The 22,210-nt window shown below is 64.2% G+C and carries 15 protein-coding genes; 4 read left to right on the top strand and 11 right to left on the bottom strand.

The window, feature by feature from the left end:
- Positions 1–162: 162 nt before the first annotated feature.
- Genes B9N93_RS08660 through aceE form a run of 6 tightly spaced genes read right to left on the bottom strand, consistent with a single transcriptional unit; the run spans position 163 to position 8,366 of the window.
- A complete protein-coding gene (locus B9N93_RS08660) occupies positions 163–876 on the bottom strand; it encodes a class I SAM-dependent methyltransferase (RefSeq protein WP_085212755.1) in 714 nt (237 codons plus the stop codon).
- Positions 877–879: 3 nt separating this feature from the next.
- Entirely contained in the window at positions 880–1,854 is a 975-nt protein-coding gene (locus B9N93_RS08655; protein ID WP_085212753.1) for a glycosyltransferase family 2 protein, read from the bottom strand.
- A 47-nt stretch (positions 1,855–1,901) separates the two neighbouring features.
- Positions 1,902–3,320, bottom strand: coding sequence for a dihydrolipoyl dehydrogenase (gene lpdA, locus B9N93_RS08650; protein ID WP_085212750.1), 1,419 nt, complete (start codon positions 3,318–3,320; stop codon positions 1,902–1,904).
- 48 nt (positions 3,321–3,368) lie between these two features.
- The gene (locus B9N93_RS08645) at positions 3,369–3,947 is read right to left on the bottom strand and encodes a Uma2 family endonuclease (RefSeq protein ID WP_085212748.1); all 579 of its coding nucleotides are present in this window, start codon (positions 3,945–3,947) and stop codon (positions 3,369–3,371) included.
- A 45-nt stretch (positions 3,948–3,992) separates the two neighbouring features.
- Positions 3,993–5,663: a dihydrolipoyllysine-residue acetyltransferase gene (gene aceF / locus B9N93_RS08640; RefSeq protein WP_085212746.1), complete on the bottom strand. Its 1,671-nt coding sequence runs from the start codon at positions 5,661–5,663 to the stop codon at positions 3,993–3,995.
- A gap of 12 nt (positions 5,664–5,675) precedes the next feature.
- Entirely contained in the window at positions 5,676–8,366 is a 2,691-nt protein-coding gene (gene aceE / locus B9N93_RS08635) for a pyruvate dehydrogenase (acetyl-transferring), homodimeric type (RefSeq protein ID WP_085212744.1), read from the bottom strand.
- 390 nt (positions 8,367–8,756) lie between these two features.
- Between aceE and B9N93_RS08630 the strand changes: the two genes are divergently transcribed.
- Positions 8,757–9,080 (top strand): PilZ domain-containing protein, encoded by a 324-nt coding sequence (locus B9N93_RS08630; RefSeq protein WP_085212742.1) that lies wholly within the window; start codon positions 8,757–8,759, stop codon positions 9,078–9,080.
- Between the two features lie 12 nt (positions 9,081–9,092).
- On the opposite strand, the gene B9N93_RS08625 is transcribed toward B9N93_RS08630, so the two are convergent.
- Positions 9,093–11,105 (bottom strand): iron-containing redox enzyme family protein, encoded by a 2,013-nt coding sequence (locus tag B9N93_RS08625; RefSeq protein WP_085212740.1) that lies wholly within the window; start codon positions 11,103–11,105, stop codon positions 9,093–9,095.
- Entirely contained in the window at positions 11,102–12,868 is a 1,767-nt protein-coding gene (locus B9N93_RS08620) for a carbamoyltransferase family protein (protein WP_085212738.1), read from the bottom strand. Before B9N93_RS08620 ends, B9N93_RS08625 begins: the two co-directional genes overlap by 4 nt.
- 20 nt (positions 12,869–12,888) lie before the next feature.
- On the opposite strand from B9N93_RS08620, the gene B9N93_RS08615 reads away from it, so the two are divergent.
- The 3 genes from B9N93_RS08615 to B9N93_RS08605 all read left to right on the top strand — a co-directional run bounded on the left by B9N93_RS08615 (position 12,889) and on the right by B9N93_RS08605 (position 16,872).
- Entirely contained in the window at positions 12,889–13,998 is a 1,110-nt protein-coding gene (locus B9N93_RS08615) for a fatty acid desaturase (RefSeq protein WP_085212737.1), read from the top strand.
- 65 nt (positions 13,999–14,063) lie between these two features.
- Complete coding sequence (locus B9N93_RS08610; protein WP_217807284.1) at positions 14,064–15,614, top strand: NAD(P)-binding protein; 1,551 nt, start codon at positions 14,064–14,066, stop codon at positions 15,612–15,614.
- Between the two features lie 58 nt (positions 15,615–15,672).
- A complete protein-coding gene (locus B9N93_RS08605) occupies positions 15,673–16,872 on the top strand; it encodes a cytochrome P450 (RefSeq protein WP_085212733.1) in 1,200 nt (399 codons plus the stop codon).
- Positions 16,873–16,919: 47 nt separating this feature from the next.
- On the opposite strand, the gene B9N93_RS08600 is transcribed toward B9N93_RS08605, so the two are convergent.
- From B9N93_RS08600 to B9N93_RS08590, 3 genes are all read right to left on the bottom strand, one after another.
- The gene (locus B9N93_RS08600) at positions 16,920–17,930 is read right to left on the bottom strand and encodes a glycoside hydrolase family 18 protein (RefSeq protein WP_085212731.1); all 1,011 of its coding nucleotides are present in this window, start codon (positions 17,928–17,930) and stop codon (positions 16,920–16,922) included.
- Between the two features lie 132 nt (positions 17,931–18,062).
- Positions 18,063–19,604 (bottom strand): fused MFS/spermidine synthase, encoded by a 1,542-nt coding sequence (locus tag B9N93_RS08595; RefSeq protein WP_085212730.1) that lies wholly within the window; start codon positions 19,602–19,604, stop codon positions 18,063–18,065.
- Between the two features lie 134 nt (positions 19,605–19,738).
- Positions 19,739–22,126, bottom strand: coding sequence for an Ig-like domain-containing protein (locus B9N93_RS08590; protein WP_085212729.1), 2,388 nt, complete (start codon positions 22,124–22,126; stop codon positions 19,739–19,741).
- Positions 22,127–22,210: the final 84 nt, after the last annotated feature.

Raw genomic sequence — 22,210 nt, 5'->3', positions numbered from 1 at the left:
GGCTGGCATCGGCCCAGGCAATCCGGGAGTCCAGCGGGGCCAACCGCGGTTGTCGTTGAATGGGAAGTTTCCGGCGGGTCTTGCGCGGTATCGCGCCGAACCTACCGGAAGGAAGGAAATAGCGGTCGGGGACGGACGCCCCGCGCCCGGCTCGGGCCGGTCTCAGGCGCGCACCGCCAAGCAAAACACAGTCAGACCGGCCAGCCGGTTATACCGGGCGAACGGTAACTCCACCCGGCACACCGCACCGAGCAGCGCGTTCACCCAGGGATGGTGCCGCTTGAGTTGCGACCTCGCCGGGCCTTGCCGCCGCAACCACCGGCTTCCCAAGCGGGTGAGCCAGGCTAGGGGAAACACCAAGCCGAAATAATATCCCCCATATTTCACTTCAAGACCGGCCCGACCGGCCACGGCTTCGAGTTGGGCCAGGGTATAACGCCGCTTGTGTTCGAGGAATTCGTCGTGCCCGCTCCACAGGAATTGGAAGGCCGGCACCGAAATCAGGAAGCGCGTGCCGGGCAGCACCTTGTCGGCATAGGTGGCGAGCAGCCCGGCATCGTCGTCCACATGTTCCAGCACATCCATCAGCAAGACCAAATCGGCATCGGCCCTGTCCACCGAGCGCCGGTAATGGACCGGCTTCCCTCCTTCCGCGCCCTCCAGGTCCGCTCCATAACCAATATCGACGCACCAAGCTTCGGAGGCCGTGGTATGGGAGAGCAGATAACTGGAAAAGAAACCTGAACCCGCACCCACATCTAATATCTTCCGGGGCACCGCCCCATCCAGGAAGCGCACCATCGCCTTGGCCTTGGAGCGGTAATACCAATGGCCCACGATATCATCGCCCAGAATATCTACCTCTTTAACATCCATCGTTCAATCCTTGGATTCATAGATATGACGGATTAGGAACACCGGACGCCGCTTGGATTCGATATAGGTGCGGCCCAAATATTCGCCGATAATACCTATACCGAGCAACTGCAACCCCCCCAGAAAAGTGACTGCGGTAAAAATGGACGCATACCCCGGCATATCGATCCCATGGATCAACACCCGCAGCATGATATAAAGGCCATAAATGAATGACGCTAGCGCCACCAAGCCGCCGATATAACTCCAAACCCGCAACGGGATAGTACTGAAACTGGTCAGCCCTTCCAGGGCGAAATTCCATAAACGCCAGCCGTTGAATTTGGTCGTGCCTGCCGAACGCTCCGGGCGCACATAATCGACCACGGCGGTGCGGAATCCCACCCAGGCGAACAAGCCCTTCATGAAGCGTCTGGATTCCGGCAAGCTATTCAAGGCATCGACCACGGCCCGGTCCATCAAACGGAAATCCCCGACATTCTCGGGAATCTGGGAATCCGACATCCAGTTATGAATACGGTAGAACCAATCCGCCGATAGGCGTTTGGCCCTGGAATCGGTATCTCGATTGATCCGGCGTCCCAACACGACTTCATAACCCTCGCGCCATTGGGCGATCATCGCCGGTATCAATTCGGGGGGGTCTTGCAAATCCACATCGATGGGCACCACCACCTGTCCGCCCGCATGTTGGAGACCGGCGGTCAAGGCGGCTTCCTTGCCGAAATTGCGGCTCAGATCGACGACCCGTACCCAGGGGTTTTCCCGCTGGAGTTCGAGTAAACAATCCAGGGTGCGGTCGGTACTGCCATCGTTCACGAAGACCACCTCGACCGCTACCGAAGTATCCCCGCTGAAAACCCGGCTTATCCTATCGAGGAATAATCCGACCGCTTCTTCCTCGTTGAATACGGGCACTACCAGCGATAAACCCACCACGGAATCGGCGGCGGGCGGGCGTGGATTCTGGTTCGTCATTATCATCGGCGCTATTATCACGGATCACTGGCGTACTGGAAGGATCGTTATTTCTTAATATACAAATCCGTAATCGTCCCTTCCGCCATTTCCGCCGCGAAGGCAAAGGTCTCGGACAAAGTGGGATGCGGATGGATGGTAAGCGCTATATCCTGCACATCGGCTCCCATTTCCAGAGCCAATACGGTTTCCGCGATCAATTCCCCGGCATTGGTGCCGACAATACCTGCGCCTAGAATCCTTTGGCTCTCCTTGGCATAGAGTATCTTGGTCAAGCCTTCGCGCCGCCCGATACCCAAGGCCCGGCCACTCGCGGCCCAAGGAAATACCGCTTTGTCATACTCGACGCCCTGGGCCAGCGCCTGGGTTTCGGTGAGCCCCATCCAGGCGATTTCGGGGTCGGTATAGGCTACCGAGGGGATGGTCAGCGCCTGGAACGCCGCCTTGTGCCCGGCGATGACTTCCGCCGCGACCTTGGCTTCGTGGGTGGCTTTGTGGGCCAGCATGGGGTTGCCGACGATATCGCCGATGGCGTAGATGTGGGGGACGTTGGTGCGCTGCTGGGCATCGACCGGGATGAAGCCGCGTTCGTCCACCCGGACCCCGGCTTGCTCGGCCCCGATCAGCTTGCCGTTGGGACGCCGCCCCACCGCCACCAACACCCGGTCGAATACTTCGGATTCGGGCGCGCCCTCGCCCTCGAAGAACACCCGCAAGCCTTCGGCCTCCGGCTCGATGCGGACCACCTTGGTCTTGAGGTAAATGTTCTGGTATTGCTTCTTGATGCGCTGGTGCAGGGGCTTGACCAGATCGGCGTCGCAGCCCGGAATGAGCTGGTCCATCAATTCCACCACGCTGACGGCGGAACCCAGGGCGTGGTAGACCGTCGCCATTTCCAGGCCGATGATGCCGCCGCCGACGATCAGGAAGCGCTTGGGCACCTCGGCCAGTTCCAAAGCGCCGGTGGAATCGATCAAACGCGGATCGTCGTGGGGGAAACCCGGAATCTTCACCGGCTGCGAACCCGCCGCGATGATGCAAGCATCGAAACCGATGGTTTTCGGACCCTCGGCGGTTTCGACCGCCAGGGTCTTGTCGGACACGAATTGGCCGACGCCCTGCACCACGGTCACTTTGCGCTGCTTGGCAAGGGCGGCCAGCCCGGTGGTCAGGGTTTTGACCACCTTGTTCTTATAGTCGCGGACCTTGGCGAGATCGATCTCGGGTGGGCCGAATTTGACGCCGAAACTGGAGCCTTCGGCGGCTTCGTGGACGACCTGGGCCACATGCAGCAGGGCTTTGGACGGGATACAACCGACATTGAGGCAAACGCCGCCCAGGGTCGGATAGCGCTCGACCAGGACGACCTGCTTGCCCAGGTCGGCGGCGCGGAAAGCCGCGGTATAGCCGCCAGGGCCACCGCCCAGGACGAGGACTTCGGCATGGAAAGCTGCGTTTTCGGTCATGGCTGGATGATCCTTGGTTGGGATGGAGGATGGGGACGGGGTGCCGCCTCAGGTGGCGGGCGGGACCACGTCCTCGAAAATCAGGGGAAGCGGTGCCCGGAAGTCCAGGCTGGCGAATTCGGCCTCGGCCCCGCCCGCGTAGGGGTGGAGCACCCAATGGCTGGTCGTGTCGCGGCGGAACACATCGACCGTGCGGGCCTCGGGATCGATCAGGACGTATTCTTGGAGATCGTCCAGTCGCCGGTAGCTGGCGAATTTGCCGCCCCGGTCGTAGCCGGAAGTCGAATCGGACAAGACCTCGACCACCAGCAGCGGATGGGATTTGCAGAGGTCGGAAGCCCGGTCGCGGACATCGCAGGTCACGAACACATCGGGATAGAAATAGGCGTCGGCGGCTTCCACCCGCAACTTCATATCGGCGATATAGGTACGGCAGGGCGTGCCGCGCAGATGGGATTTGAGCAGGGCGAACACATTGCCCGCGACGGTCACATGGGCGTCCCGCGCCCCGGCCATCGCGTAGACTTCGTAGACCTCGCCCCGGAGGTATTCATGCTTGACGGTTTGCCGCTCTTCCCAAGCCAGATATTCCTCGGCGCTGAAAAACCGTTGCTGCGCGACGTTCATGGCACCCCCGCGAAAAGCCCGCCTCCCGCTGGGCGGACATGGCAACTACAACAGCACCCGCCGCAAATCGGCCAGCATCGCGCCCAGATGCACGATGAACCGCGCGGCCTGGGCACCGTCGATGACCCGGTGGTCGTAGGACAGGGACAAGGGCAACATCAACCGCGGCACGAACTGGCCGTCCTGCCACACCGGCTTCATCTGGCTCTTGGACAACCCCAGGATCGCGACTTCGGGCGCGTTGATGATGGGCGTGAAGGCCGTGCCGCCAATACCGCCCAGGCTGGAGATGGTGAAGCAACCGCCTTCCAAGTCGGGACCGCGCAGTTTCTTGTTGCGGGCTTTCTGGCTGAGTTCGGCCAGTTCGGCGGCGAGGTCGAAGACGCTCTTCCGATCCACGTCGCGCAGCACTGGCACCACCAAGCCTTCCGGGGTATCGACGGCGACGCCGATATGGAAGTATCGCTTCAGGATCAAGGACTGGCCGTCGGCGGCGAGCGAGGCATTGAAGCTGGGGAAGGCTTTGAGCGAAGCCACCAGCGCTTTCAGTACAAAGGGCAGGAACGACAGCTTGATGCCTTTCTTCTCGGCCTCGGCCTTGAGCGCTTTGCGGAAATCTTCGAGGTCGGTGATATCGGCTTCGTCGTGCTGGGTGATATGGGGGATGCCGACCCAATTGCGGTGCAGGAACGGACCGGACAGCTTTTGAATGCGGGTCAGGGCCAGGGTCTCGACCGGGCCGAACTTGCTGAAATCCACCTCGGGGATGGGCGGCAGGGCGAAAGCGCCCCCTGGGGCGGCGGGAGCCGTGGCGGCTTGTTCGGCCCGTTGCAGGCTGTCCTTGACGAAGCGCTGCACATCTTCCTTGAGGATGCGGCCCTTGGGTCCGCTGCCCTGGATACGTTCCAGGTTGGCCCCGAGTTCGCGGGCATAGCGGCGGATGGCGGGGCTGGCGTGGGGCGGGGTTTTGCGGTCGCCCGTGGTTTCTCCACCGGCAACCGCGACCGGCCTCACCCGCTCGGGGGCTTCCTGGGCGGCGGAGGCTTTGATCTCGGCGGCGGCGGTTTCCACCGCCACGGGGACCGCTTGCGGAGCCGCCGCCGTGTCCTGGGTTTCCAGCACCAGGATGGGCGTCCCTTTGTTGACCCGGTCGCCGGATTTGACCTTCACGGCTTTCACGAGTCCGGCATAGGGCGACGGGACTTCCATCGCTGCCTTGTCGCTTTCCAGGGTGATCAAGGACGCTTCGGCCTCGATCCTATCGCCCGGCTTGACCAAGACTTCGATGATCTCGATGTCCTTGAAGTCGCCAATATCGGGGACGACGACCTCTTGCTCGACCGGCCCCGCCGATGCGGTGGCCGCGGGCGGCGGCGGAGCCACGGGCGCGGTGGCGGGAGCCGGGGTTTCCGGGACGACAGCCACCGGGGGCGCGGGCGGAGCCGGTTGGGGCTGCGCGGACGCACCCGCCTCCGCGACTTCCAATGTCAGGATAGGCGAGCCCTTGTTGACCTTATCCCCTGGTTTCACCTTCAAGGACTTGACCACGCCCCCCAAGGGCGACGGCACTTCCATCGCCGCCTTGTCGCTTTCCAGGGTAATCAGCGAATCCTCGGGCTGGATGACATCGCCCGGTTTGACCAAGACTTCGATGATCTCGATATTCTTGAAATCGCCGATATCGGGGACGACGACCTCTTGCACAGCTACTGCCATAGATGGTTTCCTTTAGACCGTGACCGGATTGGGCTTTTCGGGATCGATACCGTATTTGGCGATAGCTTCCGTGACCTTGGCGGCGGGCACTCCGCCCGCGTCGGCCAGGGATTTGAGCGCGGCCACGGCGATGTAATAGCGGTCCACCTCGAAGAACCTCCGCAGTTCCGAGCGGCGGTCGCTACGGCCAAAGCCATCCGTACCCAGCACCGTATAGGAGCGCGACATATACGGACGGATTTGGTCGGCTACGATCTTCATATAATCGGACGCCGCCACCACCGGGCCGGGGACATCCTTCAAACATTCCTCCACATAGCTGATTTTGCGCGGCTGTTCGGGATGCAGCAGGTTCCAGCGCTCCTTGTCCAGCCCGTCGCGGCGCAGTTCACTGAAACTGGTCACGCTCCACACGGTGGATTCGATGCCAAAATCGGCCTTGAGCAAATCGGCGGCGAAGATCGTTTCCCGCAGGATGGTGCCGCTGCCCAGCAATTGCACCTTGGCGGCCTGGCCCGCATCGCGCAGTTTGTACATGCCCTTGACGATGCCTTCGCGCACGGCTTCCGGCATGTGCGGGTGGGCGTAGTTCTCGTTCATCACGGTGATGTAATAGAAAACCTGCTCGCCCTCCTGGTACATGCGCTTGAGGCCGTCCTGGATGATGACCGCCAATTCATAGGCGAAGCAAGGATCGTAGCCCACGCAATTGGGGATCGCCGCCATCGCCAACTGGGTATGGCCGTCCTGGTGCTGCAAGCCCTCGCCCGCCAGCGTGGTGCGCCCCGCCGTGCCGCCGAGAAGGAACCCCTTGGTGCGCATATCGCCCGCCGCCCACATCAAATCCCCCACCCGCTGGAAGCCGAACATGGAGTAGTAGATGTAGAACGGGATCATCTGCACGTTGTGGTTGCTGTAGGCCGTGCCCGCCGCGATCCACGAACACATGGAACCGGCCTCGTTGATGCCTTCTTCCAGGATTTGCCCGGTCTTGTCCTCGCGGTAGTACATGACGCTGCCGGAATCTTCCGGCTCGTACAACTGGCCGGTGGAGGAATAAATCCGGTATTGGCGGAACAGGCTGTCCATGCCGAAGGTGCGGGCCTCGTCCGGCACGATGGGCACCACATAGCGGCCCACCTTGTTATCCCGTAGCAGCAGGGTGAGTATCCGCACGAAGGCCATGGTGGTGGACATATCGCGGTCTTCGCTGCTCTTCAGCAAAGGCTCGAACACTTCCAAATCGGGCACCTGGATGTGCGGGGCGTCCAAGCGGCGCTGGGGCAGGAAGCCGCCCAGCGCGGCGCGGCGTTCCTTGACATAGCGGATTTCGGGGCTGTCTTCTGGCGGGCGGTAGTAGGGCACCTCGCCCAGGCGGTCGTCGTGGACCGGGATATTGAAACGATCGCGGAACACCTTGATCGAGGCGTCGTCCATCTTCTTCTGTTGGTGGGTGGTCATGCGGCCCTCGCCGACCGGACCCATGCCATAGCCTTTGACGGTCTTGGCCAAAATGACGGTGGGCTGGCCGGTATGGCGCAGCGCGGCGTCGTAGGCGGCATAGACCTTGAGGAAATCGTGCCCGCCGCGGTTCAAGCGCCAAATATCGTCGTCCGACATATTGGCGACCATGGCCGCGAGTTCTGGGTACTTGCCGAAGAAATGCTGGCGGACATAGGCGCCGTTCTTGGCCTTGTAGGCTTGGTACTCGCCGTCCACCGCCTCTTCCATGCGCTTCTTGAGGAACCCCTTGGTATCCCGCGCCAGCAAGGAATCCCAGCGCGAACCCCAAATCACCTTGATGACATTCCAGCCCGCGCCACGGAACTCGGCTTCGAGTTCCTGGATGATCTTGCCATCGCCGCGGACGGGACCGTCCAGCCGTTGCAGGTTGCAGTTGACCACGAAAATCAGGTTGTCGAGTTTCTCGCGGCCCGCGAGGCCGATGGCTCCCATGGATTCCGGTTCGTCCATCTCGCCATCGCCGCAGAAGGCCCAGACCTTCCGGCCCTGGGTGGCGACGATGCCGCGGCCTTCCAGATACTTCATGAAGCGGGCCTGATAGATCGACATGATCGGTCCGAGCCCCATGGACACGGTGGGAAACTGCCAGAAATCCGGCATCAGCCAGGGATGCGGATAGGAAGACAAACCCTTGCCTTTACCTTCGATCTCGGCACGGAAATGGTCGAGTTGTTCCTCGCTCAAGCGCCCTTCGATGAAGGCGCGGGCGTAGATGCCGGGCGCGGCGTGGCCCTGGAAATAGACCAGATCGCCGCCGAAATCCTTGGCCGGGGCGCGGAAGCAATGGTTGAAGCCCACGTCGTACAACATGGCCGAAGAGGCGAAGCTGGCGATATGCCCGCCGTATTCGCTGGATTTGCGGTTGGCCCGCACCACCATGGCCATGGCGTTCCAGCGGATATAGGCGCGGATGCGGTCCTCGATGGCCGGATCGCCCGGCGGCTGCGGCTCCAAATGCGGCGGGATGGTGTTGATATAGGCGGTATTAGCCTTGTACGGCAAGTTGGCCCCGGCCCGCCGGGCCTGGTCCACCAAGCTTTCGATGAGGAAATGCGCCCGCTCGATGCCCTCGGCTTCGATGACCGCCTCCAGGGCTTCCAGCCATTCGCGGGTTTCGGCGGGATCAAGGTCGCCGGAAGCAGTATTCTGGGAAGGTTGGGCGGGATTAACGGCTGCCATAGCGATAGAGTCCTTATGACTGGAACTGGGATGGGTGTCGTCCGGCTGGAAGCGGGGATTATAGACAAAGGGTTCCGCAATGATCCATCGATTTCCACCCCGCCGCCCCCCACCGCCCCCCCAAGCAACCCCCTTGCTCCGGGCGCAGCTACCGTCCAAGCTGACAATTTCCGCCGCTAATCTGAAAAACGGGTCCCATCCGTCTCATTTCCGTCATGAGTGCCTTACACTCGTAGCTACCCCTAAAAACAAGTCCCTGTTATACAAGGCATTCCGCTTGCTGGCGCATGGCTTGCTTGTAACATCCGGTCCGATCCTGCACGATAGGCTCCTCTCCCAATCCTTGATACCCGAAAAAGCCAAACATCCCCATTCAACCCGGACCCCACCATGTTGAGCAAAATCTTCACCCAGAAAGACCGGCGCGGCGCACCGCGCTCCCAAGCCTCCCTGTCCGCCTACCTCATCACCCCCTCGGGCCACCAACTCCGGGGCGTGGCGAAGAACCTGAGCCGGTCCGGGGTGTTCGTCGAAACCCAGACCCCGGAGGAATGGCTGGTGGGCGAAACCGCCCGGCTGGTATTCGCCCTCAGGAAGGGCAACGTCATCCGGCTGGTCCGCCACTCGGTGCTGATCGTACGGGAAGCGCGGCACGGATTGGGCGTGGCGTTCTGGCGCCTGCCTTCCTTACAGCGGCGGGCCGGACAAGCCTAGGCCTGGCCCGTCCTAGGCCGCTTGTGGCACGGGCTTCCCAACCAGCCTGTGCCGCAAATACCGCCCCAAAAACCCCAGCGCCAAGCCCAACGCCGCCGCGTGCAGCGATAGATAGCCCGTCCACACCCGCCGCCATTGCGCCTGCACCGCCCCGGCCCCTTCCCGTCGCCGGACCTCGTCCAGGAACAGGATCACCGCTTCCCGCGCCCGCGCCGCGTGGCCGTTGCCGAGGTTGTCGATGCTCAAATGGAGTTGGAGGATGGCCGGGTCGATACCGTGATGGCGCAGGATATCCACTCCCCGCAAATAGCCCGCGCCCAGGCCGCTCAGTTCGATGGCGAGGTTGAGCCCCAACAATTCCGGGAAATAGCGCTCCGTCCTCAGCCCCATCGCCAGCAGATAGGCCGGAATCTCGAAAGCGGCGTCCAAAAACAAGGGACTGCGGGCGAACGCCACGCCATCGAAGGGCGGCAACTCGAAACCCAGGCTCTCCAGCAAGCGCCGGTAGACATTGGGATGGTTCCATTCGGGCCGGCCCGCGCCCAGTTCATCGGCATAGGTCTTGAGCAAATGCCGCCCGGTTTCCCCCAGACAGTCGGCGGCGCTGCCCACGCCCGCCAGCCAAGCGCCATCGACCAAAATGGCCGGGGCCAGTTGCAAAACCGCCCATTCGCAATCCTCCCGACCGGGCCGGGGCGGGCCGGATCCAGGCCGGTAGCGCCCGACCTCGCGGCGGTGCATGGCCTCGATCCGGGCGTGGAAGCCTTCCGGGGTATAGGGGAAAAAACGGCGGTGGCCGCGTTGCAACGGGGCGCAGCAGCGGGCGCGGCGGAGGACGCCCAGGATCACGGCGTCGGCTTCCGGCGGAGCCTCGGCGGGGGATTCGGTGGCGAGTAAGCGGGTGAACACGTCGCGGGCATCGATCCTGCGCGGCGGGGTTCGCGTGCGTGCGCCATGCCCCCGCCGGGGTCCGGGATCGGAGGGCGTCCCAGTACACGATGTGTACGCCACCTCGACCGGAGCTTGTGGGTCGGCGATCCACTCCAGGCAAGCCCGCCGCTCGTCCGCGTCGAACACCCCGAACATCGGCCCGCCGAAATCCACCGCCCGGATCAAGCGGCTGCCCGCGGGACAAGCCCGGTCCACCCAAGGCGAATCGCGCAAGGCCGCGAGCAAGGGGCCGGGATCGTCCGCGCTCGCGGCCAGCCAAGCATCGAGGCTCCGGCCCCGCAGTTCGATCCGGCCATGGTAGCCGATAGCGTGGCGGCATTTGGCCCGCACCAGATCGGCCATGGCGGCGGCGGCGTTGGAGCGCCGGGCCAGTTCGACGGCCACATTCCGCGCCAAGCCATCGAACAACCGCCGGTATAAACACCAGCCCCGCCGGATGCGCCCGGCCTGTGCTTCCCGTTGCGGATAGGCTGCCCAGGCGGCCAGCGCCAAGGCGCGGTAAGGCCCGCGTTGCCCGGCGGATTCCGCGTCCCACCACCCTGGTTCGCGCTGGACATGGGCCAGGGTGTAACCGAGTAATTCCGGGAAGCAGCGCCGGGGCCGGTGCATCAAACCCAGATGCGCGGCGGCGAACTCCAGCCCGGCCTCCGGCACGGCGGCGAAGCAGGCCGGACTCTCCAGCGGCGGCAGGTGGACGCCCGCCTCGACCAGCTTGGCCCGGAAACGCAGGGCCGGGGAACAGGCCGGATCGTCCAAACCGACAAGGCGGCAATACAGATCGAACAAATGGCATTCGCTGGCCCGATGGGCGGTGGCGGGCTGGGCCACGCGGGCCAGCCAGACGCCGTCCAGCAAGGCGACGGGCGCGAGGGCGCACAGCGCCCTCCTCCGACTCGCGGCATCGTCCGGCTCGGGCAAGCCGACGGGGTGCCAAGTTTCGGCGAACGGATAGCGGGCCTCGTCTTCTCCGGCCCCGGCCAAACCCGCCGCCAACCGCGCTCCGGCGACTTCCACATCGGCGGGGACAACCGGACCCTTCAACAAGGCATGGCACAGGCGGCGCAAACCGTTCATGTCCACCTCCCCGGCTTGGCGAACAGCCAATCCCCCAGCGCCAAGGCATCCAATCCCGACCCCAGGAACACCGCCATGGCATCCTCCACCCCATGCACGATGGGCTTGCCCATGACATTGAAGCTGGTGTTGAGCAGGACCGGCACCCCGCTCAAGCGGTGGAATTCGGCCAGCAAGGCATGGAACCTGGGGTTCCACTCCGCCTTCACGGTTTGCAGCCGCCCGGTGCCATCGACATGGACCACGGCGGGCACCCGTGCCCGCGCCTCCGGGCGGAATTTCAAAGTGCGGTCCATGTACGGGGTTTCCTGGTAATCCTCGAAATACTCCGGGCCATATTCGTGCAGGATGGCCGGGGCATAGGGCCGGAACCGCTCGCGGAATTTCACCTCGCGGTTGATGCGCTCGCCCATGTCCGGGGTACGGGGATCGGCCAGGATGGAACGGTTGCCCAAGGCGCGGGGACCGAATTCGGCCCGGCCCTGCGCCCAACCCAGGATTTTGCCCGCCGCCAACAGCCGCGCCGCCCTGGGCACCATGGCCTCGCCGGGCAGATATTCGACCGGCAACCCGGAATGGCGGGCGTAGCGTTCGATAGCCTCGTCCCGGATGGAACTGCCCAGGTAGGGCGAAAGCAAGCGCGGCACGACGGCCAAACCCGGACGATCCTGCCGGAACGCCAGCCAAGCCGCGCCCAAGGCCGTGCCATCGTCGGCGGGCGCGGGCGGCACATAGAGCGCCTCGAACGGCGTCCCGGCCAGAATCTGCCCGTTATAGGCCGAGTTCAAAGCACAGCCGCCGCCCAGCGCCAAGTTGCCGGAAATCTGGAGGCCATGCAGGTTGTTGAGCAAGCGCCCGACGGTTTCCGCGAAGAAATATTGCCCGGTATGGGCCAGGTCGGCGGCGGTTTCCGGCGGCAGGTGCGGGCCGCGGCGGCGGGTTTCCAGGCGTTTGAGCATCTGGAAGAAACTGGCGCGGTCCTGCACCAGCCGCACACCCTCCACCCGGATCATGGCCCGCAGCCAGCCCAGCGCCTCCTCGTCGATACGGCCATAAGCGGCCAAGCCCATGGTTTTCCATTCCTCGCCGCCCAGCCACTCGAAGCCGCATAGTTCGGTGAGCTTCATATAGAAGAACCCGAGGCTCTCCGGTCCCCGCGCCGCGTGGCGGGGAACCAGTTTCCCGCCGCTATACTCGAAGAACGCCAGTGAACCCTGTTCACCGTAGGAGTCGATCACGGCGCAAGCCGCCGTCGCGAACGGGCTACCCTGACAGGCCAACGCGGCATGGGCCAGATGATGGTCGTAATGGCGGAAATCCACCGGCACACCGGGAAAATCCCGCCGCAGGACGCAGGCCAGCCCGATCCCGGCACGACGCAGGGCGTGATGCTGGCAAGCCTGCATATGGTTGAGTTCCCAGGTTTCGACGCAGGCGGTCAATCGCCGCCCCCGGTAGCCGAGGATGCCCTTGGGGGTGAGCCAGCCCAAATATTGGGCCAGCCGTTCATAGAGGGGCCGCCGCGACCGCCAATTGCCGGCCACCACGAAGCGCCGGGCATCGGGGCAATATTCCCGCAGCAGGGCGGGTAATAAATGCAAATCGTCCGGCGCGTGGTTCAGCGCCCGTTTATATTGCAGATAGCGCTCGGTGGCTTCAGCATATAACACATTGCCTTCGGCATCCACGATGGCCAAAGCCGGATCGTGATAGGTATTGCAAAGACCAAGATAATATGTGCCCGCTGTTTTTATAATATTCATAATTATTATTCCAAATCCTCATGCCCATTCCAGCCCAACCCTTTGCGGAAGGAATTACCGATGCGGCCCGCCAAGCCTTATCCCTATGGTGGCTGGGATTCGGGCTGTGCCTGTTCCTTCCCGCCTGTACCCTCGCCTTCTTGCTGACCGGCCCGCATGGCGCGGCGTCCGCCCTGTTATGGACCCTGCCGGTCTGGCTGTTGATCGCCGCCGACCATTGGGGACCGGCGGAACGGCGGATGGTTCCAACAACAGCGCCGGGCTGGTTCTTCGACGGGCTGCTGTATGCCTTAGTATTGCTGCAAATCCTGAATATCCTGGGGATGGGCTGGATGGTGGCGCGGCTGCCCTGGGCCACGGCGGCGGATTGGGGCACGGGATGCGCCAACCTTCTGGCCCTGCGGATTTTGGTCGGCACCAATTCCTGCTGCGCCGCCATCGCGCCCGCCCATGAATTGATCCACCGGCGCGGACGGCTGCAACAGCTCCTGGGGCGCGCGCTGTTAATCACGGTGGGCTACGACCATTTTTATATCGCCCACCGCCGGGGCCATCATGCCAAACTAGGCGGGGCCGGAGACCCCTCCACCGCCCGCGTGGGCGAGGATTACGGCGGTTTCCTCCGACGTTCGGTGGCGGCGCAATGGCGGATCGCTTGGCGGGCCGAACCCGGCGCGGTATCGGCGGGATTGGCGGCGGAAACCGGGCTGGCGCTGGCGTTTGGCTGGGCGTTCGGGCCGCTGGCCCTGGCGATGCTGGTGTATCAGGCCGTGGTGGCGGTGAAGCTATTGGAGGCGGTGAATTATTTCCAGCATCTCGGCCTGACCCAGGATTCGGGCCGGGCCGGGGCGACGGCCTGGACCTGCGATTCCGCCGTGAGCCTGTTCATCTTCCTGGGGCTGAACCGCCACGCCGACCACCACCGCCACGCCGCCACGCCCTATCCCAAGCTACGGAGTTTGGATGTGGGATTGGCCCTGCCTTGTGGATACCTCTGGACGGCGATTTGGGTGAAGAACCATAGCGCGGGTTATCGGCGCTGGGCTGGACCCTCCCTCGCCACCGCGAACCGCGTAGAAATGCATACCGAACACGCCGCATCCCACTACAAGGCCCATCGCACACCATAGCCACCCAACCCATGCACCGCCGCCACTTCTGTCTTTCCCTACTATCCGGCCTGGGCGGAAGCCTGATGCCCGCCACCCCCGGCCCCGATCCCCGCCCCGCTGGCGAACTGCTCGGCCCCTCTTTCCTGACCGGCCACCAACTGCGCGGCAAGGACTGGCCCTCCCCCACCGAACACCGCGCCATCCCCCTGCTCATCGTCGGCGGCGGCATTGCCGGACTCTGCGCTGCCTGGTGGCTGAAGCGCAACGGCTTCGAGTCGTTCCGCCTGCTGGAACTGGAACAACAACCCGGCGGCAATGCCCGCTGGGGCGAGAATCCCATCTCGGCCTATCCCTGGGGGGCGCATTATCTGCCGTTGCCCGGCGTGGAATTGCCCTGGGTGCGGCGGCTGCTGGCCGACTTGGGCGTGCTGCTGGGCGACCCCGCCGCGCCGGAACCACGCTACGACGAACGCCACCTTTGCTTCGCGCCCCAGGAACGGCTGTTCCTGCACGGCGCTTGGCAGGAGGGCTTGTTACCCAAGCGCGGCGTGGCCCGCCGCGATCTCGACCAATACCAGCGCTTCGCCGAAGCCATGCGCGGCTACCGCGATACCGTGGGCAAGGATGGCCGCCGCGCTTTCACCCTGCCTATGGCGCAAAGCTCCCGCGACCCGCGCTTCCTGGCGCTGGACCAGGGTTCGATGCGGGATTGGCTGCTGGCGCAAGGCTACGATTCGCCCTATCTGCATTGGTATGTGGACTATGCCTGCCGCGACGATTTCGGTTGCAGCGCCGCCGACACTTCGGCCTGGGCCGGCCTCCATTATTTCGCCAGCCGCACCGGCAGCGCCGAGGCGGCACGGGACGGCGCGGTACTGACCTGGCCCGAGGGCAATGGCTGGATCGTCCGCCGCCTGCTGGAACGGCTGGACCCCTGGATCGAGCGTGGACAGATGGCATTCCGCATGAAGGAAACCGATAGCGGCGTGACGGTCGACGCCTGGAATCCAGCCAGCCAAACCGCGACCCGCTGGCAAGCCGCCCACGTCGTCTGGGCCGCGCCCAGCTTCCTATTGCCCCATGTCTGCCCGGACTGGCCGGAAGCCTCGCGGCGGGCCTTGGCCGGTTTCGATTACGCGCCCTGGCTGGTGGCGAACCTGAGCCTGCACGATGTCCCGGAATCCCGGCATGGCGCGCCCCTGGCCTGGGACAATGTGTTGTACCAAAGCCCTTCGCTGGGCTATGTGGTCGCCACCCACCAGCATTGGCGCAGCCGGGAACGCGGCACGGTGCTGACCTATTACCGGCCATTCAGCGAACTGGCCCCGGCGCAAGGCCGCAAGCTGCTATCGAACCGCAGCGGCTACGACTGGACCGCAGCCATCCTGGCCGACTTGGCCCGGCCCCATCCCGACATCCGCGAGTTGACCGAGCGGGTCGATCTATTCCGCTGGGGCCACGCCATGGCGCGACCGCGTCCGGGCTTCCTGTGGGACGGCGGGCGGGAACTCGTGGCGGAAGGCTCCGGGCGCATCCATCCGGCCCATTCCGATCTTTCGGGGTTTTCGCTGTTCGAGGAAGCCCAATACCGGGGCATCGTGGCCGCGCAAGCCGCTTTGGCCGGGGTCTCGTAACCGGCGCGGTTGGGGTATAGTCCGCCGCTTCCATCCTGCCCACCCGGAGCGGCCCGCCATGTCATCCATCGATTTGCACAGCCCGGAATTCCTCGCCGATCCCTATCCCACCTTCCGGCACCTGCGCGAAACCGCGCCCCTGTTCCCCTTGCAACCCGGTGCCTGGCTGGTGACCCGCCACGCCGAGGCCGACCGCATCCTGCGCGACCCACGTTTCGCCAAGGATTATTTGTCCACCGTGGCGCGGCGCTACGGCCCGGACGCAGTGGAGGAGCCGGTGTTCCAGGTGGTCAACCGCTTCATGCTGGTGATGAACCCGCCCGAGCATCTCCGGTTGCGGGCCTTGGTCGGCAAGGCATTCGGGGTGAAGCAGGCGGCGGAATTGCGGCGCTTGGCCCTGGACGTGGCGGAAACCCTGGTGGAGGGTTTTATCGGCCAGGGCCGGGCCGATCTGATGGCGGCCTTGGCCTATCCGCTGCCGGTGCGGGTGATTTGCGCCATGCTGGGTTTGCGCCTGGAGGACAACCTGGAATTCCAACGCGAAACCCAAGCCCTGGCCCGCGTGTTCGAGATGTCCCGGCTGGCCCGCGCCGACATCGACGCCGCCAACCACGCGGCCCGGATGTTCGATGGCTATTTCCGCGCGGTCTGCCGGGCGCGGCGCCAAGCGCCGGGGGACGATTTGATCTCGCTGCTGCTGCGGGCCGAAGACGGCGACCAACGTTTGAGCGAGGACGAGATCGTCGCCAATATCACGCTGCTGTTCGTGGCCGGGCATGAAACCACGGCCAATATGCTGGGCAACACGCTGTTGTCCCTCCACCGCCACCCGGACCAACTCGCCCGGCTCCAATCCCGGCCCGACCTACTTCCGCAAGCCGTCAACGAAGCCTTGCGCTACGAACCCGCCGTGCAGATCGCCGCCCGCGCCGCACTGGAAGACGTGGCGCTGGGCGGCGTCGGCGTGCGGCGGGGCGAAACCCTCTACGTCGGCCTGGGTGCGGCCAACCGCGACCCGGCGGCTTTCCCCGAGCCCGACGCCTTCCGTATCGACCGTCCAGGCGCGGCGAATCCCCTGTCCTTCGGCGGCGGGGTGCATTATTGCCTGGGAGCACGGCTGGCCCGGATCGAACTGGAAACCGCGCTCGCGGTGTTGTTCCGGCGTTTGCCGGGGCTGGAATTACCGGACGGCGACCGGCCCCGCTGGAAATCTTCGTTGACCATCCGGGGCTTGGAGCGGTTGGAAGCGGTGTGGTGACGCCGGAACCGGGCGGAGCGATCCGCCCGCGCCCCGGACATCCGCCCTCACGGGGCCGCGACTTGGTTGCGGAAGCGCTTGGTGTAGGCCAAGGCGGGCACATCCGCCACGGAACTGCAAGTCGCCGAGGCATAGGGCAAGGCACACGGCGTATCGCGGTCGAACGACCAGAAATGCACCCCGGCCAAACCGTTGGCCTTGGCCCAGCCGATCATGGTGTTGGCATCCTTGAGCGAGAACACCTCGTCCACCACGTCGTTCCTGCCGATCATCGGCGTCAATTCGATCTGGGCGTAGGGGATGCCGAACTTGGCGTTCAGGTTCTGGGCGGCCTGGATGGCCGTCCGTCCCATGTCGCAATGCCCCTTGGCGACCACGCAGACCCAGGGCGACGGACCGCCGTAATCCATGACCATCAGGTTGAGGGTGTAATTGGCGAGTCCGGCGCGTTGGATGGCCTGGATCACGGTATAGCCGGTGATGTTCAAATCGCCATAGGGCAGGCTCGACACCTGGCCGGTGGACGAACCCAGGGTGGCGAGGGTGAAGCTATAGCGCAATCCCGGATAATCGGCCTGCACGGCGGCGAGTTGGTCCACCAGGCTGTTGATCTCGGCGGCGCTCTGGCCGGCTTCGATATCGAAATCCAGGCCCAGCAAGCGGGGCGAGGCGTAACGGTCGATGAAAGCCCGCATCCCGGCGGCGCTGGAACAGGTGAACTTGCCCGCCGCGCCGCCGGTGGAAATGATATAGCCCACTTTGCGCTTGACGAACAAGGGCACATTGGCCTGGGCGAGGGCGTCGGGGTCGAGTCCCGCCCAGGTTTCCGCGCCGCATTCCCCGGTGGCGAAAGCCCAGGTGACGGCGGGCACCCGTGGCGGCAAGACGCTCAACAGCGGCTGGAACACGCCGCTCACGTTGCTGGACATGACGTTGTTGTTCCAGTTCATGGAGATGGCGATGTCCTTGTACGGACTGAACAGCGGGGCGGCGGTGGCGGCGGACGCGAGCGCCAGGGACAAGGCGCAACCGAGGAGGGCATGGGGTCTGATCGGCATGGGGTGGCTCCGTGGATGAGGGGGCCGCCCCAACATGGGTACCGGCCCAAACTGATCCTCCACTATAGGCAAGCGCCCCCGGCCAAGGTGAGACTTGATCGGGATTCCACCCGATCCGACCGTGCAAACCTCTCAACGCAGCAACAAATCGTAGGCGATCCGCTCCATGAAGACCTTACGGTAGGTCTCGGCCTTGCGCACCTGCAAGCTTTCCATCGGGTTGTAATCGTCGGTGATGACGATGCCGGGGGGGGTTTCCGGCACGCGGTATTCATGTTCCAACAATATCTGGATGCGCCGGTCCTGGCTGTGGGTATCGACCTCCAACGGGCGGTCGGAAGCCAGGAAGATGAAATCGGTGAAATCCTCTTTCTCGGTGGTGAAAACCCGTATCTGCGGGAACAAGGTCTTGAGCGTGCGATAAACCGAAGCCACCGCCTCCGAACCCTCGCCGCTGCGGAAGCCGACATAGTTCACCGCCAGCACGCCGCCTTCGCCCAATAGCCCGCGCAGCTCGCCCAGCATTTCCCGGCTCAGCAGATGGGTGGGCTCGGAACCGCCGGTGAAGCAATCGTGCATGATGAAATCATAGCGCTGATCGCCCAGCCGCTTGATCTCGAAACGGGCGTCGCCGACGATGAACTTCCCCACCGGCTGGAATCCGAAATAATCCCGCGCCGCCTGGGCGACTTCCGGGTCGATCTCGATGGTGTCGGTGGTGATGCCCGCCGCGTTCAAATCGCGGGCGACATGGCCGCCGCCCAGTCCGATCAACAGCGCGTGACGGGCCTCGGGCCGGAACAAGGGAATCCAGCGGAAAAAGGTCTGGTAATTCAAAAGGCTCCGGCCCGTCTTGGTCTCCACCGCGCTCAGCACCGAGGAATCCGACAGCAACAGGCGATAGCCGTTGTTCTCGTCCTCCACCACCCGCACCCAACCGTAGATGCTCTCGGCCTCGTGCAACAGGCCAAAACCGGGCGTCTGCCGCAAGGGTTGGGCGTAACCCGCCACCGACAATAAACCCACCGCCAACCCGACCAGCCACACCCACCCGGACGCCCCGGCGACCGCCCGCTCGCGCCGTCCGGTCCAGGCCAACAGCAAGGCCCAGGCCACCAAGGCCACGCCCAGGCTGAACAGGATGGCGCGGGTGCCGAAACGCGGTAGCAGGTAGAACCCCAGCAACAAGGTTCCCGCCACGCTGCCCAAGGTGCTGACGGCATACACCGAACCCACCGCCGCGCCGACACGGTCCAGGTCGCGGGTGGCCCGCTTGATGGCGTAAGGCCCGACCATCGCCAGCAAGGTCAGGGACGGCGTGAACAATAACAAGGCGCTGGCGAACGCCCCGACCCGGATGCCCAAGGGATCGGTGAAGGCCAGCACCGGGCCGTCGGCGTAGGGGATCGCCACCGTGGCCAGCGCCCCCGCCAGCAACACATGCTCCAAGCGGAACCCCGGATGGCGGTCGGCGATGTGTCCACCCAGGTAATAACCCAGGGCCAGGGCGATCAGGGTCACGGCGATCAGCGCGGACCAGACATACAGGCTAACCCCGTAGAACGGCCCAATGATGCGGGTACCGAGCAATTCCAGGATCATCACCGCCGCCCCGCTGAGGGTGACGGTCAGGTAGAGCGGCCAGGTGCCGCCGGGGGTGGAGGGCTTGTTCATGCGGGACTCGCGGGAAAATCATAAAAAACCCCCAGGCCCGCTGTTCGCGCCGGACCTGGGGGATACAGGAAAATCGAATCGCTTAGGGGAAGCCGTCCGCCAGGGCCGGTACTGGCTGCCGACCCCGTCCCGGCTTATTTCACGTTCATGGTGAAACTGCTGGTCGCGGTGCCCCCGAGGCTATCGGTGACTTTGATCTTGAAGGTTTCCGAGCCGGTCCAGTTGGCCTTGGGCTGGTAGGTGAAGGTGCCGCCCGGCGTGATGCCGGTGGAACCGGAAGCCGCCGTGCCCCCGGTGACGACCAGGGTTCCGTTAGCGGGCGCGGTGGCGACGCTCCAGGTTTCAGTCTGGCCCAGGTCGATATCGCTGATCGATAGTCTCGGCTTCAGATTCACCGCCGCGCCGTTCTTGGCCACGTTCAGGGTGTTGGTCGGGGTCGCGAAGCTCGGGACCACGTTCGGGCCGACGGTCACGGTGAACAGACGGTTGGCGCTGGCGACGCCGTCGCTGACCTGCACGGTGAAGCTATCCGCACCGCTATACCCCGCCGTGGGCTTATAGGTGATGGTGCCGCCAGGACCGATATTGGTACCGCCACTGGTGGCCGTGGCGCTGGTGAACACCAAGCCGCCATGGGCGGGCGCGACCGCCTGTTTCCAGGTCAGGGTCTGGCCGTGGTTAGTGTCGCTGACGTTCAGGACCGGTTTGATATTTACCGCCGCGCTGTTCTGGACGATCTTGAGGGCGGTGGTGGTGCCCACGAAGCTGGGCGCGGTATTAGGCTGCACCGTCACAGTGAGGGTACGGACGGCGGTGGCAATGCCATCGCTCACCCTGACCGCGAAACTATCGGGACCGCTATAACCCGTGGTCGGGGTATACGCGATGGTGCCGCCGGAGGTGATGTTGGTGGAACCGGACCAAGCCGTGGCATTACTGAAGGTCAGCTTGCCATGGGCCGGGGCGGTCTGCTGGCTCCAGGTTTCGATCTGGGCGTTGTCGGTATCGCCGACCGTGAGATAAGGCCGCAGGTTGGAAGCCACGTTCTGGGCCAGGGTCAGCGCGGTAGTGGTGCCGGTGAAGCTGGGCGCGGTGTTCGCCCCCACCGTCACGGTGAAATTCCGCACCGTGGTCGCCATGCCGTCGCCGACCCGGATGGCGAAACTATCCGCGCCGGTGTAATTGGCGGCGGGTTGGTAAACCACCGATCCCACCAGATTGATCGCGGTGGAGCCGGAATCGGCTTTGGCGTTGGTGAAGGTCAAGCTGCCGTGCTGGGGTGCCGTGTTCTGGCTCCAGGTTTCGGTCTGGCCGGCATCGATATCGCTGACCGTCAACAGGGCTTTTAGGTTGGAGCCGTAGTTCTGCACCAGATTCAAAGCCGTGACCTTGCCGGTATAGCTAGGCGCGGTATTGGGCTTGACGGTGACACTGAAGGTACGCACTGAACTGGACAGGCCGTCGCCCACCCGCACGGCGAAGCTATCCGCGCCGGAATAATTGGCCGTGGGCTTATAGGTGATCGTGCCGCCGGAGGTGATATTGGCGCTGCCCGAAGCCGCCGTGGCCCCGGAAAAGCTCAACTTGCCATGGGCCGGGGCGGTAGCCTGGGTCCAGGTTTCGGTCTGGCCGGTGTCGGTGTCGCTGGCCCGCAAGTTGGGCTTGAGGTTGGCCCCGGCGATATTGACCGGTATCGTCAAGGCGGTCTTGCCGCCGGTGAAACTGGGCGTGATATTGGCAGTGGCGCTGAACGTGACCCGGCCCCACAAGTTGGGATTGGTGCAGGCCGCGATGCTTGGGTTGTCGCAGGCGGCCCCGCCGGCGGCGATGGTGTAGTCGCCCGCGGGCAAGGGGTAATGGGTTAGGAATTCGGGAGCGTCGTTCACCGCCCCGCTCGGCATCAGATTGGCTCCGAGCGTGGTGACGTTGGCGTTGACGTGGGTCAGGTATTTGATCTTGGCCCAATTGCCATCGAGGCTGCCAGGGTCGCCCGGTATGGCATCCTCGTTGGCCATGCTCCAATCGCCCAGCGCGTCGAACTGGCCGGTATAGGGCTTCCCGCCCGTGGCCGAGAAATTGACCGTATCCCGATAGCCGTCATGCGGTAGATAGATATGGCCCGCCGGTGCCAGATCGACCGTGTTGCCGAACATGGGATCGTAGGGCGTGTCGTCATGCGCCAACAGCGGCAGCAAGCCCGAATACAGGGAAAATGCCGGGTCCAGACCACCACTGGTGGTCACCGTGCCGCCGTTCCCGGAAATCTCGGCGAAACCGATATCCACGAACGAAGGCACGTTCAAATGGAAGGTGAAGAAATTGCCCTCGGCGATATGGTGGCTATCACCCAAGGTGGCGTTGGTGCCATCGATCCAGCCATAACGGTGGAAATTGCCGTTGTCCGCCTTGCCGGTGGTGGTGATATCGTTGTTGGCGACATGGGCCGAGGCGGTCCCGCCCAGGCAGCAGAGGACGGCACCCCAGGCGGCAAGCCGGGCGCGTGGGAATAGGGGTTGTTTCATGACGGGCGCTCCCTGTCGATGATCAGCAATCGCCGCGGCGCGGACGCCGCGGCGATGATGTCTAGCACTGGCCGGGCGGTGCGG

It is taken from the genome of Methylomagnum ishizawai (assembly GCF_900155475.1).
Lineage (GTDB): Bacteria > Pseudomonadota > Gammaproteobacteria > Methylococcales > Methylococcaceae > Methylomagnum > Methylomagnum ishizawai_A.
Note: the sequence above shows the minus strand (reverse complement) of the source record. Positions and strands in the feature narration are given on the sequence as shown.

What these genes read in the sequence shown, in the direction of transcription:
- B9N93_RS08660 (WP_085212755.1), bottom strand. Translation starts at nt 876, where the DNA reads ATGGATGTTAAAGAGGTAGATATTCTGGGCGATGATATCGTGGGCCAT.
- B9N93_RS08655 (WP_085212753.1), bottom strand. Translation starts at nt 1,854, where the DNA reads ATGACGAACCAGAATCCACGCCCGCCCGCCGCCGATTCCGTGGTGGGT.
- lpdA (WP_085212750.1), bottom strand. Translation starts at nt 3,320, where the DNA reads ATGACCGAAAACGCAGCTTTCCATGCCGAAGTCCTCGTCCTGGGCGGT.
- B9N93_RS08645 (WP_085212748.1), bottom strand. Translation starts at nt 3,947, where the DNA reads ATGAACGTCGCGCAGCAACGGTTTTTCAGCGCCGAGGAATATCTGGCT.
- aceF (WP_085212746.1), bottom strand. Translation starts at nt 5,663, where the DNA reads ATGGCAGTAGCTGTGCAAGAGGTCGTCGTCCCCGATATCGGCGATTTC.
- aceE (WP_085212744.1), bottom strand. Translation starts at nt 8,366, where the DNA reads ATGGCAGCCGTTAATCCCGCCCAACCTTCCCAGAATACTGCTTCCGGC.
- B9N93_RS08630 (WP_085212742.1), top strand. Translation starts at nt 8,757, where the DNA reads ATGTTGAGCAAAATCTTCACCCAGAAAGACCGGCGCGGCGCACCGCGC.
- B9N93_RS08625 (WP_085212740.1), bottom strand. Translation starts at nt 11,105, where the DNA reads ATGAACGGTTTGCGCCGCCTGTGCCATGCCTTGTTGAAGGGTCCGGTT.
- B9N93_RS08620 (WP_085212738.1), bottom strand. Translation starts at nt 12,868, where the DNA reads ATGAATATTATAAAAACAGCGGGCACATATTATCTTGGTCTTTGCAAT.
- B9N93_RS08615 (WP_085212737.1), top strand. Translation starts at nt 12,889, where the DNA reads ATGCCCATTCCAGCCCAACCCTTTGCGGAAGGAATTACCGATGCGGCC.
- B9N93_RS08610 (WP_217807284.1), top strand. Translation starts at nt 14,064, where the DNA reads ATGCCCGCCACCCCCGGCCCCGATCCCCGCCCCGCTGGCGAACTGCTC.
- B9N93_RS08605 (WP_085212733.1), top strand. Translation starts at nt 15,673, where the DNA reads ATGTCATCCATCGATTTGCACAGCCCGGAATTCCTCGCCGATCCCTAT.
- B9N93_RS08600 (WP_085212731.1), bottom strand. Translation starts at nt 17,930, where the DNA reads ATGCCGATCAGACCCCATGCCCTCCTCGGTTGCGCCTTGTCCCTGGCG.
- B9N93_RS08595 (WP_085212730.1), bottom strand. Translation starts at nt 19,604, where the DNA reads ATGAACAAGCCCTCCACCCCCGGCGGCACCTGGCCGCTCTACCTGACC.
- B9N93_RS08590 (WP_085212729.1), bottom strand. Translation starts at nt 22,126, where the DNA reads ATGAAACAACCCCTATTCCCACGCGCCCGGCTTGCCGCCTGGGGTGCC.